The organism is Pseudomonas sp. Pseusp49 (assembly GCF_059491875.1).
Window position 1 is genome coordinate 4,572,050 of the sequence record NZ_CP168514.1, and the last position, 15,638, is coordinate 4,587,687.

At 60.0% G+C, this 15,638-nt stretch carries 13 protein-coding genes and 1 pseudogene; 8 read left to right on the top strand and 6 right to left on the bottom strand.

The features are described from left to right. Window positions 1-53: 53 nt before the first annotated feature. Window positions 54-1,748, bottom strand: a complete 1,695-nt coding sequence (locus ACEN83_RS20430) for an AMP-binding protein (RefSeq protein ID WP_495578235.1) — start codon at window positions 1,746-1,748, stop codon at window positions 54-56. A 342-nt stretch (window positions 1,749-2,090) separates the two neighbouring features. Here ACEN83_RS20430 and ACEN83_RS20435 point away from each other — a divergent pair, with 342 nt between their 5' ends. From ACEN83_RS20435 to ACEN83_RS20450, 4 genes are all read left to right on the top strand, one after another. Beyond that, window positions 2,091-3,254, top strand: a complete 1,164-nt coding sequence (locus tag ACEN83_RS20435; protein WP_495578236.1) for an isovaleryl-CoA dehydrogenase — start codon at window positions 2,091-2,093, stop codon at window positions 3,252-3,254. Between the two features lie 97 nt (window positions 3,255-3,351). Further along, window positions 3,352-4,956, top strand: coding sequence for a carboxyl transferase domain-containing protein (locus ACEN83_RS20440; protein ID WP_495578237.1), 1,605 nt, complete (start codon window positions 3,352-3,354; stop codon window positions 4,954-4,956). A gap of 114 nt (window positions 4,957-5,070) precedes the next feature. After that, window positions 5,071-5,883 (top strand): gamma-carboxygeranoyl-CoA hydratase, encoded by an 813-nt coding sequence (locus ACEN83_RS20445; RefSeq protein ID WP_495578238.1) that lies wholly within the window; start codon window positions 5,071-5,073, stop codon window positions 5,881-5,883. After that, the gene (locus ACEN83_RS20450; RefSeq protein WP_495578239.1) at window positions 5,883-7,838 is read left to right on the top strand and encodes an acetyl/propionyl/methylcrotonyl-CoA carboxylase subunit alpha; all 1,956 of its coding nucleotides are present in this window, start codon (window positions 5,883-5,885) and stop codon (window positions 7,836-7,838) included. The genes ACEN83_RS20445 and ACEN83_RS20450 overlap by 1 nt, the downstream gene beginning before the upstream one ends. A gap of 39 nt (window positions 7,839-7,877) precedes the next feature. Here the strand turns inward: ACEN83_RS20450 and ACEN83_RS20455 are convergent, their stop codons facing one another. Then, on the bottom strand, window positions 7,878-8,525 hold the full coding sequence (locus ACEN83_RS20455; protein WP_495578240.1) for a LexA family protein: 648 nt from the start codon (window positions 8,523-8,525) through the stop codon (window positions 7,878-7,880). 129 nt (window positions 8,526-8,654) lie between these two features. Between ACEN83_RS20455 and ACEN83_RS20460 the strand changes: the two genes are divergently transcribed. Next, a complete protein-coding gene (locus ACEN83_RS20460) occupies window positions 8,655-8,996 on the top strand; it encodes a DUF6124 family protein (protein ID WP_007981011.1) in 342 nt (113 codons plus the stop codon). Between the two features lie 486 nt (window positions 8,997-9,482). Continuing rightward, window positions 9,483-10,634 carry a M14 family metallopeptidase gene (locus ACEN83_RS20465; RefSeq protein WP_104447815.1) on the top strand — a complete coding sequence of 384 codons (1,152 nt, stop codon included), beginning with the start codon at window positions 9,483-9,485 and terminating at the stop codon, window positions 10,632-10,634. A 54-nt stretch (window positions 10,635-10,688) separates the two neighbouring features. Here the strand turns inward: ACEN83_RS20465 and ACEN83_RS20470 are convergent, their stop codons facing one another. The 4 genes and pseudogenes from ACEN83_RS20470 to ACEN83_RS20485 form a co-directional block, all read right to left on the bottom strand. Further along, a complete protein-coding gene (locus ACEN83_RS20470; RefSeq protein WP_495578241.1) occupies window positions 10,689-12,026 on the bottom strand; it encodes a hypothetical protein in 1,338 nt (445 codons plus the stop codon). Between the two features lie 190 nt (window positions 12,027-12,216). Continuing rightward, window positions 12,217-12,318: pseudogene (locus tag ACEN83_RS20475) on the bottom strand (cytochrome b); the annotation flags it as partial. Window positions 12,319-12,494: 176 nt separating this feature from the next. Next, window positions 12,495-13,040, bottom strand: a complete 546-nt coding sequence (locus ACEN83_RS20480) for a cytochrome b (protein ID WP_495578242.1) — start codon at window positions 13,038-13,040, stop codon at window positions 12,495-12,497. Then, window positions 13,037-14,122 carry a catalase family peroxidase gene (locus tag ACEN83_RS20485; protein WP_495578243.1) on the bottom strand — a complete coding sequence of 362 codons (1,086 nt, stop codon included), beginning with the start codon at window positions 14,120-14,122 and terminating at the stop codon, window positions 13,037-13,039. The genes ACEN83_RS20480 and ACEN83_RS20485 overlap by 4 nt, the downstream gene beginning before the upstream one ends. Window positions 14,123-14,285: 163 nt before the next feature. Between ACEN83_RS20485 and ACEN83_RS20490 the strand changes: the two genes are divergently transcribed. Together ACEN83_RS20490 and ACEN83_RS20495 are read left to right on the top strand one after the other, a co-directional pair. Beyond that, window positions 14,286-14,792, top strand: coding sequence for an RNA polymerase sigma factor (locus tag ACEN83_RS20490; RefSeq protein WP_095966533.1), 507 nt, complete (start codon window positions 14,286-14,288; stop codon window positions 14,790-14,792). Beyond that, window positions 14,789-15,541: an anti-sigma factor family protein gene (locus ACEN83_RS20495; RefSeq protein ID WP_495578244.1), complete on the top strand. Its 753-nt coding sequence runs from the start codon at window positions 14,789-14,791 to the stop codon at window positions 15,539-15,541. Before ACEN83_RS20490 ends, ACEN83_RS20495 begins: the two co-directional genes overlap by 4 nt. Window positions 15,542-15,638: the final 97 nt, after the last annotated feature.

Consider the following 15,638-nt stretch of genomic DNA (forward strand, 5'->3'; position numbering starts at 1 on the left):
CGATCTTTTGATCCTGCCCTTGAAAATCAAAAGATCGCAGCCTTCGGCAGCTCCTACAGCTTCGCTTTGAGCTCCGCGACGCTTATCTCGCGCATCCGGAATTTCTGGATCTTGCCGGTCACGGTCATTGGAAACTCTTCCACGAACTTGAAGTAACGAGGTGTCTTGAAGTGCGCGATGCGCTCCTTGCACCAAGCTTGCAGTTCTTGTTCGGTAGCACTGTGACCGGGGTGGAACTTGATCCAGGCGACGATCTCTTCGCCGTAGCGCGAGCATGGAATGCCGATCACCTGAACATCCGCAACAGCCGGATGCGTGAAGAAAAACTCTTCCAGCTCCCGCGGGTAAATATTCTCACCGCCACGGATGATCATGTCCTTGTTGCGCCCGGCAATACACACGTAGCCCTCATCGTTCATGCTTGCCAGATCACCGGTGTGCATCCAGCCTGCCTGATCGATGGCTTCCGCGGTGCCTTCGGGGTTGTTCCAGTAACCCAGCATCACGCTGTAACCGCGAGTGCACAGCTCACCGATGGTGCCCCGCGGCACCAGGTTGCCCGCTTCGTCGATGATCTTGCTTTCAAGCTGCGGTTGGGTGCGGCCGACGGTGGTCACGCGCAATTCCAGGTCGTCTGCAGGACCGGTCTGCAATGACACCGGACTGGTTTCCGTCATGCCATAGGCAATCTGCACTTCGCTCATGTGCATTTCGCTGATGACCCGGCGCATCACTTCGATAGGACAGGTTGCGCCTGCCATGATCCCCGTGCGCAGGCTCGACAGATCGAATTCGGCGCGTTTCGGTTGATCGAGCATGGCGATGAACATGGTCGGCACCCCATACAGCGCCGTGGCTTTTTCGTCAGCCACAGTGCCGAGGGTCAGTAACGGATCGAACGCGTCGTTCGGGTAAATCATCGTGCTGCCATGGGTGATGCAGCCGAGATTGCCCATGACCATGCCGAAGCAGTGATACAAGGGCACCGGGATCACCAGGCGATCGGCCGCCGTCAGGCCCAGGCTTTCACCGACCATGTAACCGTTGTTGAGAATGTTGTAGTGACTGAGGGTCGCGCCCTTGGGAAAACCGGTGGTGCCGGAGGTGTACTGGATGTTCACCGGTTGATCGAAATGCAGGCTGTTCTGGCGCTCATGCAGTTGTTCGACCGTCACGCTGCCCGCCAGACCGGTCAATTGCGACCAGGGCAGGAACCCCGACGGCGGCTCGGCATCCAGGCTGATAACGCCACGCAGCTCCGGCAACCGCTCGCTTTGCAGTTTGCCGATGGATTGCTCGGCCAGCTCCGGCACCAGGCCCTGCAGCATCGCGTGATAGTTCGAGGTCTTGAAGGCGCCGGCACACACCAGCCATTGGCAGCCGGATTGCTTGAGTACGTATTCGAGTTCGGAACTGCGATACGCCGGATTGATATTGACCAGGATCACGCCGATTTTCGCGGTGGCAACCTGGCTGATGCACCACTGCGCACAGTTCGGCGCCCAGATACCAAGGCGGTCCCCGGCTTGCAGCCCCAGCGCCAGCAGCGCCCTGGCGTGCAGGTCCGCGGCCTCGGCCAACTGCCTCCAGGTGTAACGCAGCTGTTGATGGCGCACCACCAGCGCCTCCCCGTCCGGATACTGCGCGACCGTGTTGTCGAACGCCTGGCCGATGGTCATCGCCAGCAAGGCTTTGTCCTGGGAACCACGGGTGTAACTGCGTTGCGGGCTTGCACTGGGTTGATCCATGACGACCCCTATTGTCTTTATTTATGGGCTTGTCGCGGCTACCTGTGAGAGCAACCTGTGGCGAGGGGGCTTGCCCCCGTTTGAGTGCGCAGCACTCACAAGATCTTCGACATATCGGAAATTTTGGGGCTGCTGCGCAGCCCAACGGGGGCAAGCCCCCTCGCCACAGGCCATCACCACAGGATGGGTCCGCGTTCTATCTTGAACTGGCTCTACTCTCGCTCAAGTTGACGTTAACGTAAAGGGTGATTGACAGCCATTCGTCACAGGCTTACGTTAACGTAAAGGTGAGAACCCAATCACGGCCCTCCCCCGCCCCATAAAAAAGCCAAAAGGTGACCCATGAGCTATCCATCCCTGAACTTTGCCCTCGGTGAAACCATCGACATGCTGCGCGATCAGGTCCGGTCCTTCGTCGCCAAGGAGATCGCCCCGCGCGCCGCTCAGATCGACATCGACAACCTGTTCCCCGCCGACCTGTGGCGCAAGTTCGGCGACATGGGCCTGCTGGGCATTACCGTGCCGGAAGAGTACGGCGGTGCTGGCCTGGGTTACCTGGCCCACGTGGTTGCGATGGAAGAAATCAGTCGTGGCTCGGCCTCGGTGGCCCTGTCCTATGGCGCTCACTCCAACCTCTGCGTCAACCAGATCAACCGCAACGGCAACCACGAACAGAAATCCAAATACCTGCCGAAGCTGATCAGCGGCGAGCACATCGGCGCGCTGGCCATGAGTGAGCCGAATGCCGGTTCCGACGTGGTATCGATGAAACTGCGCGCCGACAAGCGTGGCGACCACTACGTGCTCAACGGCAGCAAGACCTGGATCACCAACGGTCCGGACGCCAATACCTACGTGATCTACGCCAAGACCGACCTGGAAAAGGGCCCCCACGGCATCACCGCCTTCATCGTCGAGCGCGACTGGAAAGGTTTCAGCCGCAGCAACAAGTTCGACAAGCTCGGCATGCGCGGTTCGAACACCTGCGAGCTGTTCTTCGATGACGTCGAAGTGCCGGAAGAAAACATCCTCGGCGTGCTCAACGGCGGCGTGAAAGTGCTGATGAGCGGCCTCGACTACGAGCGTGTCGTCCTTTCCGGTGGCCCGACCGGGATCATGCAGGCGTGCATGGACCTGATCGTGCCGTACATCCACGACCGCAAGCAGTTCGGCCAAAGCATCGGCGAATTCCAGCTGATCCAGGGCAAGGTCGCCGACATGTACACCCAGCTCAACGCCAGCCGCGCCTACCTGTACGCCGTGGCCCAGGCTTGCGAGCGCGGTGAAACCACGCGCAAGGACGCCGCCGGCGTGATCCTCTACAGCGCCGAACGCGCCACGCAGATGGCCCTCGACGCGATCCAGATTCTCGGTGGCAACGGCTACATCAATGAATTCCCGGCCGGCCGTCTGTTGCGTGACGCCAAGCTGTACGAAATCGGCGCGGGTACCAGTGAGATCCGTCGCATGCTGATCGGTCGCGAACTGTTTAACGAGACGAAATGAATTTCGTCAGCTGCAAGCGGCAAGCTTCAAGCGACAAGCAGAAGCGATCCTCTTGCAGCTTGAAGCTTGCCGCTTAAAGCTGCTTACGGAGTAAGCCATGATTCTGCATACCCAGCTCAACCCTCGTTCAGCGGAGTTCGCCACCAATAGCGCGGCGATGCTCAAGCAGGTCGACGCGTTGCACACCCTGCTCGCCCAAGTGGCGCAGGGTGGCGGCCCGAAGGCTCAGGAACGCCACACCTCGCGGGGCAAACTGCTGCCTCGAGAGCGCATCAACCGTTTGCTCGATCCGGGCTCGCCGTTTCTGGAAATCAGCCAACTGGCGGCGTATGAGGTGTATGGCGAAGACGTCCCCGCTGCGGGCGTGATCGCCGGGATCGGTCGCGTGGAAGGCGTCGAGTGCATGATCGTCGCCAACGACGCCACGGTAAAAGGTGGCTCGTATTACCCGCTGACCGTGAAAAAACACCTGCGCGCCCAGACCATCGCCCAGCAGAACCGTCTGCCGTGCATCTACCTGGTCGATTCCGGCGGCGCCAACCTGCCGCGCCAGGATGAAGTGTTCCCCGACCGTGAGCACTTCGGGCGGATCTTCTTCAACCAGGCCAACATGAGCGCCATGGGCATTCCGCAGATTGCCGTGGTCATGGGCTCCTGCACCGCTGGCGGCGCCTACGTGCCGGCGATGGCCGACGAAGCGATCATGGTCCGCGAGCAAGCGACGATCTTCCTCGCCGGCCCGCCGCTGGTGAAGGCCGCGACCGGTGAAGTGGTCAGCGCCGAAGACCTCGGCGGGGCCGATGTGCACTGCAAGATTTCCGGGGTGGCCGACCACTACGCCGAGAGCGATGAGCATGCTTTGGCGCTGGCGCGCCGCAGTGTGGCCAACCTCAACTGGCGCAAGCAAGGCGAGGTTCAGCAACGCACACCAATCGCCCCGCTCTACGGCAGCGACGATTTGTACGGCGTGGTGCCGGCCGATGCCAAGCAGCCGTTCGACGTGCGCGAAGTCATCGCGCGGTTGGTGGACGGATCGGTGTTCGACGAGTTCAAGGCGCTGTTCGGGACAACGCTGGTCTGCGGTTTTGCTTACCTGCACGGTTACCCGATCGCGATCCTCGCCAACAACGGCATTCTTTTCGCTGAAGCGGCGCAGAAAGGCGCGCACTTCATTGAACTGGCGTGCCAGCGCGGCATTCCGTTGTTGTTCCTGCAAAACATCACCGGCTTCATGGTCGGCCAGAAATACGAAGCCGGCGGTATTGCCAAGCACGGCGCGAAACTGGTGACGGCGGTGGCGTGCGCCAAGGTGCCGAAGTTCACGGTGATCATCGGCGGCAGCTTCGGTGCCGGCAACTACGGCATGTGCGGTCGCGCCTACGATCCGCGCTTCTTGTGGATGTGGCCGAACGCACGCATCGGCGTGATGGGCGCCGAACAGGCGGCCGGCGTTCTGGTGCAGGTCAAGCGCGAACAGGCCGAACGCAGCGGCCATGGTTTCAGTGCCGAGCAGGAAGCCGAGATCAAGCAACCGATCCTCGATCAGTACGAAGAGCAGGGTCACCCCTACTATTCCAGCGCGCGCCTGTGGGACGACGGTGTCATCGACCCGGCCCAGACCCGCGACGTACTGGCCCTGGCCTTGTCCGCGTCGTTGAACGCGCCAATCGAACCGAGCCGCTTCGGCGTGTTCCGGATGTGATTTTCTGTGGGAGCGGGCTTGCTCGCGAAGGATCCGCCGCGGTTCACCTGTTGCACCGCGTTATCGTTCTTCGCGAGCAAGCCCGCTCCCACAAGGACCGTGGAGACGGACAACATGAGCGACTTCAACACCCTCGAACTGCTGAGCGATCCAAGGGGTTTTGCGACTCTCTGGCTCAGCCGTGAAGAAAAGAACAACGCCTTCAACGCCGAAATGATCCGCGAACTGATCATCGCCCTCGACAAAGTCGCCAGCGATGCCAGCCTGCGCTTCCTGATCGTGCGCGGCCGTGGCAAGCATTTCAGCGCCGGCGCCGACCTTGCCTGGATGCAGCAATCGGCCGAACTCGATTACGCCACCAACCTCGATGACGCCCGGGAACTGGCGGAGTTGATGTACAACCTGGCCAAACTGAAAGTGCCGACCCTGGCCGTGGTGCAAGGCGCAGCCTTCGGCGGCGCGCTGGGCCTGATCAGTTGCTGCGACATGGCCATCGGTGCCGATGACGCGCAGTTCTGCCTGTCGGAAGTGCGCATCGGCCTGGCACCGGCGGTGATCAGCCCATTCGTGGTGCAAGCCATCGGCGAGCGCGCGACCCGGCGTTATGCCCTGACGGCCGAGCGCTTTGGCGGGCAACGGGCACGGGAAATCGGCCTGTTGTCGGAGAGCTATGCCAGTGCCGAGTTGGAGCAGAAAGTCGAACAGTGGATCGACAACCTGCTGCTCAACAGCCCGGCCGCCATGCGCGCCAGCAAGGATCTTTTGCGCGAAGTCGGCGACGGCTCATTGACCCCGGCATTGCGCCGCTACACCGAAAACGCCATCGCCCGCATCCGCGTCAGCCCCGAAGGGCAGGAAGGCCTGCGCGCCTTCCTGCAAAAACGTCCACCGAGCTGGCAAGCCGAAACCGCCAAGGAGCCCCGTTGATGAGCGCACCTGTCCTCACCACCCTGTTGGTGGCCAACCGTGGCGAAATCGCTTGCCGGGTGATGCGCACCGCCAAGGCCCTGGGCTTGACAACCGTGGCCGTGCACAGCGCCACCGACCGTGACGCCCGGCACAGCCGCGAAGCCGACATTCGCGTTGACCTGGGTGGCAGCAAAGCCGCCGACAGCTATCTGCAGATCGACAAGCTGATCGCCGCCGCCAAGGCCAGCGGTGCACAGGCGATTCACCCCGGCTATGGCTTTCTGTCGGAGAACGCCGGATTCGCCCGCGCCATCGAAAACGCCGGCCTGATTTTCCTCGGCCCACCGGCCTCGGCCATCGACGCCATGGGCAGCAAGTCCGCGGCCAAAGCCTTGATGGAAACCGCCGGCGTGCCACTGGTGCCCGGTTATCACGGCGAAGCCCAGGACCTGGAAACCTTCCGCGATGCCTGCGAACGCATCGGCTACCCGGTGCTGCTCAAGGCTACTGCGGGCGGCGGCGGCAAAGGCATGAAAGTGGTCGAGGACGTCAGCCAGCTGGCCGAAGCCCTGGCCTCGGCCCAGCGTGAGGCGCAATCGTCGTTCGGCGATTCGCGGATGCTGGTGGAGAAATACCTGCTCAAGCCACGTCATGTGGAAATCCAGGTGTTCGCCGACCAGCACGGCAACTGCCTGTACCTCAACGAGCGTGACTGCTCGATTCAGCGCCGGCACCAGAAAGTCGTCGAAGAAGCCCCGGCACCGGGCCTGAGCCCGGAACTGCGGCGCGCCATGGGTGAAGCGGCTGTGCGCTCGGCGCAGGCCATCGGCTATGTCGGTGCTGGCACCGTCGAGTTTTTGCTGGATGCCCGCGGCGAATTCTTCTTCATGGAGATGAACACCCGCCTGCAAGTCGAACACCCGGTCACTGAAGCCATCACCGGTCTCGACCTGGTGGCCTGGCAGATTCGCGTGGCACGCGGCGAAGTGTTGCCGATGACTCAGGATCAGGTGCCGCTGGTAGGCCACGCGATCGAAGTGCGGCTGTACGCCGAAGATCCGGGCAATGATTTCCTGCCGGCGACCGGTCGCCTGGAGCTGTATCGCGAATCCGCCCCGGGGCCTGGACGCCGGGTGGACAGCGGCGTCGAAGAAGGCGATGAGATCTCGCCGTTCTACGACCCGATGCTCGGCAAGCTGATTGCCTGGGGCGAGGATCGTGAACAGGCACGGTTGCGCCTGCTGAGCATGCTCGACGAGTTCGCCATCGGCGGATTGAAGACCAACATCAATTTCCTGCGGCGCATCATCGGTCACCCGGCGTTCGCCGCTGCCGAACTCGATACCGGCTTCATTCCGCGCTATCAGGAACAGTTGCTGCCGGCGCCAGCGGAACTCGGCGATGAATTCTGGCAAGCCGCCGCCCAGGCATTTGCCCAGAGCCAGCCGCACGCAACCCGTGCCGATGACCCGGCTTCACCGTGGGCGGCGCCTAATGGCCTGCGTGCCGGTTTGCCGAGAGAAATCACTCTGCACTTGAGTTGTGAAGGCCAGGACCGTGCGCTGACGCTGGGCGACATCAATGCCCACAGCGCCCGCCTCAAGGGCGAGCATCTGTTGACCGAGCAGGCTGGCGTACGCCGTCAACACCGCGCGATACGCCGTGGCGAGCAGGTGTATTTGCAGTGGGATGGCGAATTGCACCGCATCGAGGCCTACGACCCGATCAGCGCCGTCGAGGCCAGCCACAGCCATCAGGGCGGATTGACCGCACCGATGAACGGCAGCATCGTCCGCGTGCTGGTGGAGGCCGGGCAATCGGTCGAGGCCGGGGCGCAGTTGGTAGTACTTGAAGCGATGAAGATGGAGCACAGCATTCGCGCGCCCCATTCCGGGGTGATCAAGGCGCTGTACTGCCAGGAAGGCGAGATGGTCAGCGAAGGCAGTGCGCTGGTCGAACTGGAAGAAGCGTGAAATGAAGATCGGTCCTGCGCATTGCCAGGACCGATCCGATCAGAACCTGGCTATTGCCTGAACCACTACGCCGATGATTCGACATTCGTCGGCGTACAAGGCTTTCGGATACGTGGGATTGAGCGGGACCAGATAACGCTGACCGCCCTCTTCGATCAGCTTGCGGAATGTGGCTTCGGCGCTGTCCGGCCACTGGGCGATGACCAGTTTGCCAGGCACGGCTTCCACGGCCGGGTCCACCAGAATCAACATGCCTTCCGGGATGCTGATGCCATTGGGCGCGGTCATCGCGTCGCCCGCCACTCTCAACCAGAATGCCGGCCCCCGGGCGTGGTAATCGGACAGCTCATAGCGCTCCTTGCCGTACACCGGGACCTCGCCGTCGCGCACTTCGGCAGGCTCATGCCAGTCACTGATCGGATAGCGAAAGTACGGGTTGTACTTGTGGGTCAGGGGGATTTCGTCGTCGGTTGACGCCTGCGGTTCCCGGATCACCAGCGCCACCTCGAGAAACTCGAGGCCCAGCGCCTGCAGCACCCGGTTCATGTCATCGATGCCGGGTTCACGACGTTTGTTGAGCCAGTGGCCAATGCCGCCCTGGGACATCCCGAGGCGCTCGGCGAGTATCTCTTGAGTGATTTTGAGTTCACTCATCTTGGCCTTGACCAATTCAATCCATTTATCCATGTGCGGCACGATACGTGGGCGCCTCCGACCATCAAAACACAAATTGTAGTATTTAAATCCTCGTCACAAATACAGTTCGTATTAGGATCGACTCACGGATCTGAATCTAACACGGAGCTTGCCATCGCCATGAACCCACCCGCCAATGACCTGCCGGACGTGCAAATCGACACCACCCTCACCTCATCCCTGGACTCGGCGGCGGCACAACGCGCGCTGGACTATTACTTGAAACCTGCTGTTTCGGAGGAAGTGGCCGAATCGCGTTTTTTTGATGTGAACCGCAACATCAGCGGCGAAGAGGCACTGGTCCATGCCTTGGACCTGTTGCGCTGTGCTGCCGCCACCGCGTACGAATCAGCCAGTCACCTGCAAGGCGTAAACCGTGACCTGGCGTTTTCGACGGTGCACATGATCGACATGGCCAAGGCGATGGTCGATCGATCGCTGGAAAAGTATGAAAACGCTTGAGGTGAGAAGGCAGATCAAGAGGACAGAAAAGAATTTTTCTGTCGCGCAGGTGAAAACGTTTGACTTGCAAACGAGAATGATTATTATTGCATCAGCTGGTCGCGAGATCAGTCGATGGACCAGGTGACCTTAGGTCGGTCTCCTGGACTATCTCCTCATCAGGCTAATCACGGTTTTTGACCCGGCTTTTTGCCGGGTCTTTTTTTTGCCAGTTTTTTCTGGCTTTGGCTTCAGGCTAATGAAGTCTTTGGGTGCCGCAAATTCGATGGCGCGGATGATATCAAAAGAATTCCAGTTGGCAAGAGAAGCCCGGCATCATGGGTTCAAACCAGCGACAGATAGCACTTGAGAATCAATCGCATAATCTCTAAGCTGCGTCAGCGTCAAGGAGGACGCCCCCACCTCTGCACCCCGCAATTTCCCTCGGTTTCACCCCTCTCTTGCGTGTAAAGTAGCCGCGATAAAAATCATATTCAGGACCCGATTATGACCGTGGCCAAATCCTCTTTCGACATCAGTGCCAACTTCGACAGCGGCAACATCCAAGTCATCGACATCAGCGATCCGCTCAAACCGCTTCTGGCCATTCGTCCGGACACCCGCAGTGCCCATTTCCAGTGGTTCCACTTCAAGGCCAGCGGCCTGCATGTCGGCCAGGACCACTGGTTTCGCCTGAACAATGCCAGCCAGTCCTCCTATAACAAGGCCTGGACCGGCTATCAGGCGGTGGCGTCCTACGATCACGTCAACTGGTTCCGCGTACCCACCATTTTCGAAGGCGACTGCCTGCGTTTCAGCCTCGAAGCCGAACAGACCCACGCCTGGTTCGCCTACTTCGAACCCTACAGCCGCGGCCGCCACGACTGGCTGATCGAGCAGGCGCTGAGCAAGGCCGGAACCGAACTGCTGGCCACCGGAAAGAGCGTCGAAGGCCGTGACATCCAGCTGTTGCGCAAAGGCACCGGGGCCGAAGGTCGACGCAAGGTGTGGATGATTGCCCAGCAACATCCGGGCGAACACATGGCCGAGTGGTTCATGGAAGGCGTGATCGAACGCCTGGAAAAACACGACGACCCTGTGCTGAACAAACTGCTGGCCAGCGCCGACCTGTACCTGGTGCCGAACATGAACCCGGACGGCGCTTTCCACGGTCACCTGCGCACCAACGCCATGGGCCAGGACCTCAATCGTGCCTGGCAGAGCGCCAGCCAGGAAATCAGCCCGGAGGTCCTGTTCGTTCAGCAGCAGATGGAAAAGTACGGCGTCGATATGTTCCTCGACGTCCATGGTGACGAGGAAATCCCTCACGTGTTCACCGCCGGTTGCGAAGGCAATCCAGGCTACACGCCACGGATCGAAAAGCTGGAGGAGCACTTCCGCAGCCATCTGAAACACACCACCAAAGACTTCCAGACCAAGTACGGCTACACCCGCGACGAACCGGGCCAGGCCAACATGACGCTGGCCTGCAACAGCGTCGGCCAGAAGTACGACTGCCTGTCGTTGACCCTGGAAATGCCGTTCAAGGATCATGACGATCATCCGAATCCGTTGACGGGCTGGTCGGGCAAGCGCTCGAAGCAGTTGGGCAAGGATGTGCTGACCACGCTTGCCGATATGGTCGATACCCTGCGCTGATTCGACTACATAGTGACGTGGCCTGACAACAGGCCACGTCACTTACTTGAGCATTTATGGCTTTGCAAGAACGGAATTGCTCGGGACTGAAACCAGCCCAATAAAACTAACAGCCTTAACGTAGTAATAAGCCGACCCTACAACATTGGTTGCGGTAAACGATGGCGCCGTACTGTCTCCAATTTTCATTGATGGAGAAGTAATTCCCCTACTGTACACTTCATATCGAACTGCTTTGGGTGATGCCTCCCAGCTAAAAGTAATCGTGCTAGGGGTTGACCAAACTTTGGCAAAATTTTCCGGCGCTATTGGTGGGGATTGGGGTGGAGCGTAAGAGGATAGCCGCTCAGCATTTTCGCGCCATATACGCGCTGTATCTGCCGTTACGGCATCCCCACGCGGCAAACCGAACTCATCGCTCAGAGCAGGTGTTGAATAGTACCCTGTTGACTGTCCACACAAAATCGTAGAAGTCCTCCCATTGTTATACCCATAATGGTAATTAGCCCCGCCATTGGGATTGCAATGAATACTTCCAGCATTGTGACCTACCTCATGCCTATACGTATTGATGCTACGTGCCAATCCAATACCCGTACGCCCTCCTATACTCCCCCAACCTATGGCCGTATCCTCTGGAGTCGAATCAAAAAAACCAAAAATTATGTCAGGTACGTATTCGGCCATGCCTGCAGAAAAAATCGTTGTTAATTGCTTCCGGGTCTCTGACGTTATTGGGTAATTCTGCTCCACTACCTGAATCCCGACCAATCTAAGTGAAACATTGGAGACCTCTGAGATTCTCAAGGCTAAATTAACAGACTCTATTTGTGATAACGCATGGGCCATCACATCCCCGCCTACTCGATTAACCGCCGCACGAGAATAGCCCAACAAGACATCAACAATTTTGGGATCCTCGTTGGCTGAATTTACCAGCGCCGTGGCAACTTTTTCATCGGGACTTGGAATGCCGTCCTCGACTGCCGGATCAAATTTTGGCTCTGGACTAAACGTACTCAAGCCTTGTTTGTTGACTAAAAATAACCCGCTTTTACCTGGCATATTGACTAACGAGACAAGACTTCCATTTGCCGAACGCACCGTCACCAGCGACCCCTCGGACTTATCTGGCATTCGCAGCTTGCCACTCTCGAGGGTATAACCATCAATGACCTTCGAACTCGACCGCTCAAACACACCCGGTTTGATCAGGTCCGCATACAGTTCAGCTGTGGATTTACTCGCAACATTTTCGACAACCCAGCTTTTCGACTCTCCGGAGTCAGTCGTCGGCGGGTGCGCACAAGCACCGAGTATCACCGCCAAACACACTAACGACAGCCCGGAAAAAGCACGTCGTATGAAACGCACCCCTGCAGTCTTGAACATGGTTCGTCTCCCTGAATCGCACGATCAGTGCTGTCCGACGGGCCCCATTCGGAACCAACGCAGTCTTTGAGCATTGAACGTGCTTTTTCAGATCAGCGAAACTGTCAGAGTTGACAGGTAAGCAGACAATCACACTGTGACAAAAGCCAAATCACAGCCCAGCATTCGCCGACACAATCGACGGCAACTATAGCGAACTGCTGAGCATGACCGGTTCGCCCGATGCCGAAATCATCGCCCAGCCCAGCAGCGGCAAGACCAGCATCAGTGCATACAACAAGACGTGCGAAGCCTAGGCCGCCAGCGGGACGACGTGGTTCGGTTGAGTGCTCATTGCCGGGGCTCCTCTGTGGCGGCGGGCAACTGGCGTTCCTTCAAAATCAAAAGATCGCAGCCTGCGGTGCTCCTACAGGAATCGGCGTACCTCTGTAGGAGCTGCCGCAGGCTGCGATCTTTTTCAGGCGGCGATTAACCGCGATCCTTACCCCGCAACATACTGTCCAGCACCTCATCACGCCGCACCCAACCGTGAAACAACGCCGCCGCCAGATGCAGCAACACGGTCAGAAACAGCAGGTACGCCAGATAGCCATGCGCCTTGCGCAAAAACGCAAACACCTGCGCGTTCGCCGGCACAATCGACGGCAACTGTAGCGAGCTGCTGAGCATCACCGGTTCACCCGACGCAGAAATCATCGCCCAGCCCAGCAGCGGCAAGACCAGCATCAGTGCATACAACAAGACGTGCGAAGCCTTGGCCGCCAGCGCTTGCCAACCCGGCAGGTCCGCTGACAGCGGAGGCTGTGCGGTGGAGAAACGCACCACCAGACGCACGATCACCAACAGCAAAATCGCGACCCCCAAGGGTTTGTGCAAATGGATCAGCCATTCATGCCGCTCGGACACCGAGGCGACCATGCCGGCACCGATAAACAGCATGGCGATGATCATCAGCGCCATCAGCCAGTGCAGCAGGCGCGCCAGCGGCGCGAAATGGTTCGGTTGAGTGCTCATTGCTGGACCTCCTGCTTGGCGGCGGGCAACTGGCTGACTTCGCTTGTGCGACGCAGGTAGGAATTGGCGTACCCGGCTGAACGAGCGGCGAGCAACGGGTCGTCGGTACCTTCGATCCCGGCAGGCAACACCAGCGGGTCGTAGTTGATATCACGGCATTCGCCGTTGAGTTGCGGCTGAGTCTTTTCAAGCACCAGCGTGCCAGCATTCAACACCTTGCGACCTTCGGGCCAGGCCTTGCTGGCGTCGTTCACCGGATCGCCGGGGTTGGCCAGGGTGATGTTCAGTTGCCAGCGCAACGGGCCTGCGGCGATTCGCTGGACCAGGTCTTTCTCCAGGAAATCACTGCCCTCCGGTGCCGTGGCCCCGGGTGCGTCCTGGGCCAGAGGCACCATGTTCCAGCGCACAGCCTGGCGTTGGCCGGCCGCGTTGACCAGGTAGAACGCATTGACGCTGTTGTAGTTTTCGGTCACATAACTGGCCGACGGCTTGGCGGTTTTGATCCAGGCCAGGAAAGGTGCCGCTTCCGGGTGCGAAGCAAAGAATGCGGGCACGGCCTTGGGGTCCGGCTTGCCGGTGGCCGGGTCTGGCGACTGGGCTTTTTGCAATTGATAGAACGCCTCGGGCGTGCCCACCGGGAACACCGGCATGCTGTTCATCCCGGTGCGCCACTGCTGGCCGTTGGCCTGGGTGAAGCGCAAGGCCATGCTGCGGATCGGCACGGCACTGTCCGGCGCGTAGGGGTTACCGGCCGGCAAGGCGAAACGCCCGACCACCGGCGTCTGCGCCTCATTGAACACCTGAGCGGTGGAATAGCTGCGCGCCTCGCCACTGCTTTCGAAATGCCCGATCACGCACACGCCCTTGGAATGGTTGCGGCGGAAACCCGGATGCACGCCGTTGTTGGTTTCCAGCACGTTGATCAGTTTCTTCGGGGTCAGGCGCTGTGGGTCGAAGGTGCCGTTGACGTAGGCAAACGCCCCGGCCAGTGCGGCAACGACCACGGCAATACCCGCCAGACGCAACGTCAGGCTCGCCGCACTCAAGGGTGGCCGGGTGGGCGGTGATGATCGATCTACCATGAAAGACTCCAGGGCCATCGGCCACAAGTGAGAAGAATCAAGCAGACGAACCGCACACAGGTTTATTCCCACGCACGGTATTTATTTTTTCAGGCGTGGAATAACCTCGAATACCGAGCGTCTTCCTGGTCCACTGTCCAGCGTAGTGACTAGTCAGGACTTCATGAACGATATCGACGAACAACTCAGAGAAATCATTCCCCGATTGCGACGGTTCGCCGTGTCGCTGACGCGCAATCCGAGCAGCGCTGACGACCTGGTGCAGGCGAGCCTGGAGCGGGCACTGTCGAGTTGGGCTGGCAAACGCGCCGAGGGCGACTTGCGCGCCTGGCTGTTCTCGATTCTGTATCGACAGTTTCTCGATGCGCACCGCCGCTCCCGGCGCTACGCGCGCATGCTCGATTTTTTCACCGGCCGCGACGATGCCCAGCCCTCGGTGGAGCGCACCGTCATTGCCCAATCGACCCTCAATGCCTTCGATCAACTGCCCACCGAACAACGTGCGCTGCTGCTCTGGGTCTCGGTAGAAGGCTTGAGTTACAAAGAGGTCGCCGAGATTCTCGACGTCCCCACCGGCACCGTGATGTCCCGCCTGTCCCGGGCTCGCCAGGCCCTGCGCCAACTCAGCGATGGCGAAATCAACCGCCCCTCCCTGCGGAGACTCAAATGATCAGCATGCCCCCCAGCGAGCGAGACCTGCACGCCTACGTCGACCACCAACTGAGCGACGCCGACCGGCGCCTGGTGGAGACTTTTCTGGCCAGTAACCCGCAGGTGGCGGCGCAAGTGCGCGCCTGGCAGCAGGATGCGCAGACACTGCGCGCGGCCTTGAGTGGCGCCTTGCAACAACCGTCGAACCCGGACCTGGATCCGGCGGTGATACGCCAACGCCTCAAACGCCAATCCCGTCGACACCTGGCCAGTGCCGCGGTGCTGCTCATCGCCGTCAGCGTCGGCGGTTTCAGCGGTTGGCAAGCGCGGGAGATGACACTCGCGAGCCCCCCGCTTCCAATGACCGATGCCCTGCAGGCGTATCGCCTGATTGCCCAGCAAGGCATCCTGCCGGCGGATTACAAGGCCGGCGACGATGGTGACATGCAAGGTTGGCTCGACCGCTACTTCACCCGGGCCAATCGCCTGCCCGACCTCTCGGGTGCCGGGTTCAAGCCGGCCAGCGGGCGCTTGCTGAGTACCGAGCAAGGCCCGGCAGCGATGGTGGTCTACGAGAATCAGGGCGGGCAGAAAATCAGTTTCTATGTGCGCCCGCCAGGACCGAAAAACTTCCTGCTGCCCCGTGGCAGCCGTAGCGATGGAGGCCTGCAGGCCGAGTACTGGTCCGGTGGTGGCTACAACTATGCGATGGTCAGCCCGGCGGATACGCCGGCGGCGCAGATGCTGAGTCAGACCACTCAGTTCTGATCCCCCTCTGTGGGAGCAAGCGAGCTCCCACAGGGTTCGCGGTGTTCCTTTAGAACCCGGTGACGGTGGCTTGGAATATGCCGACACAGCTGGAGGC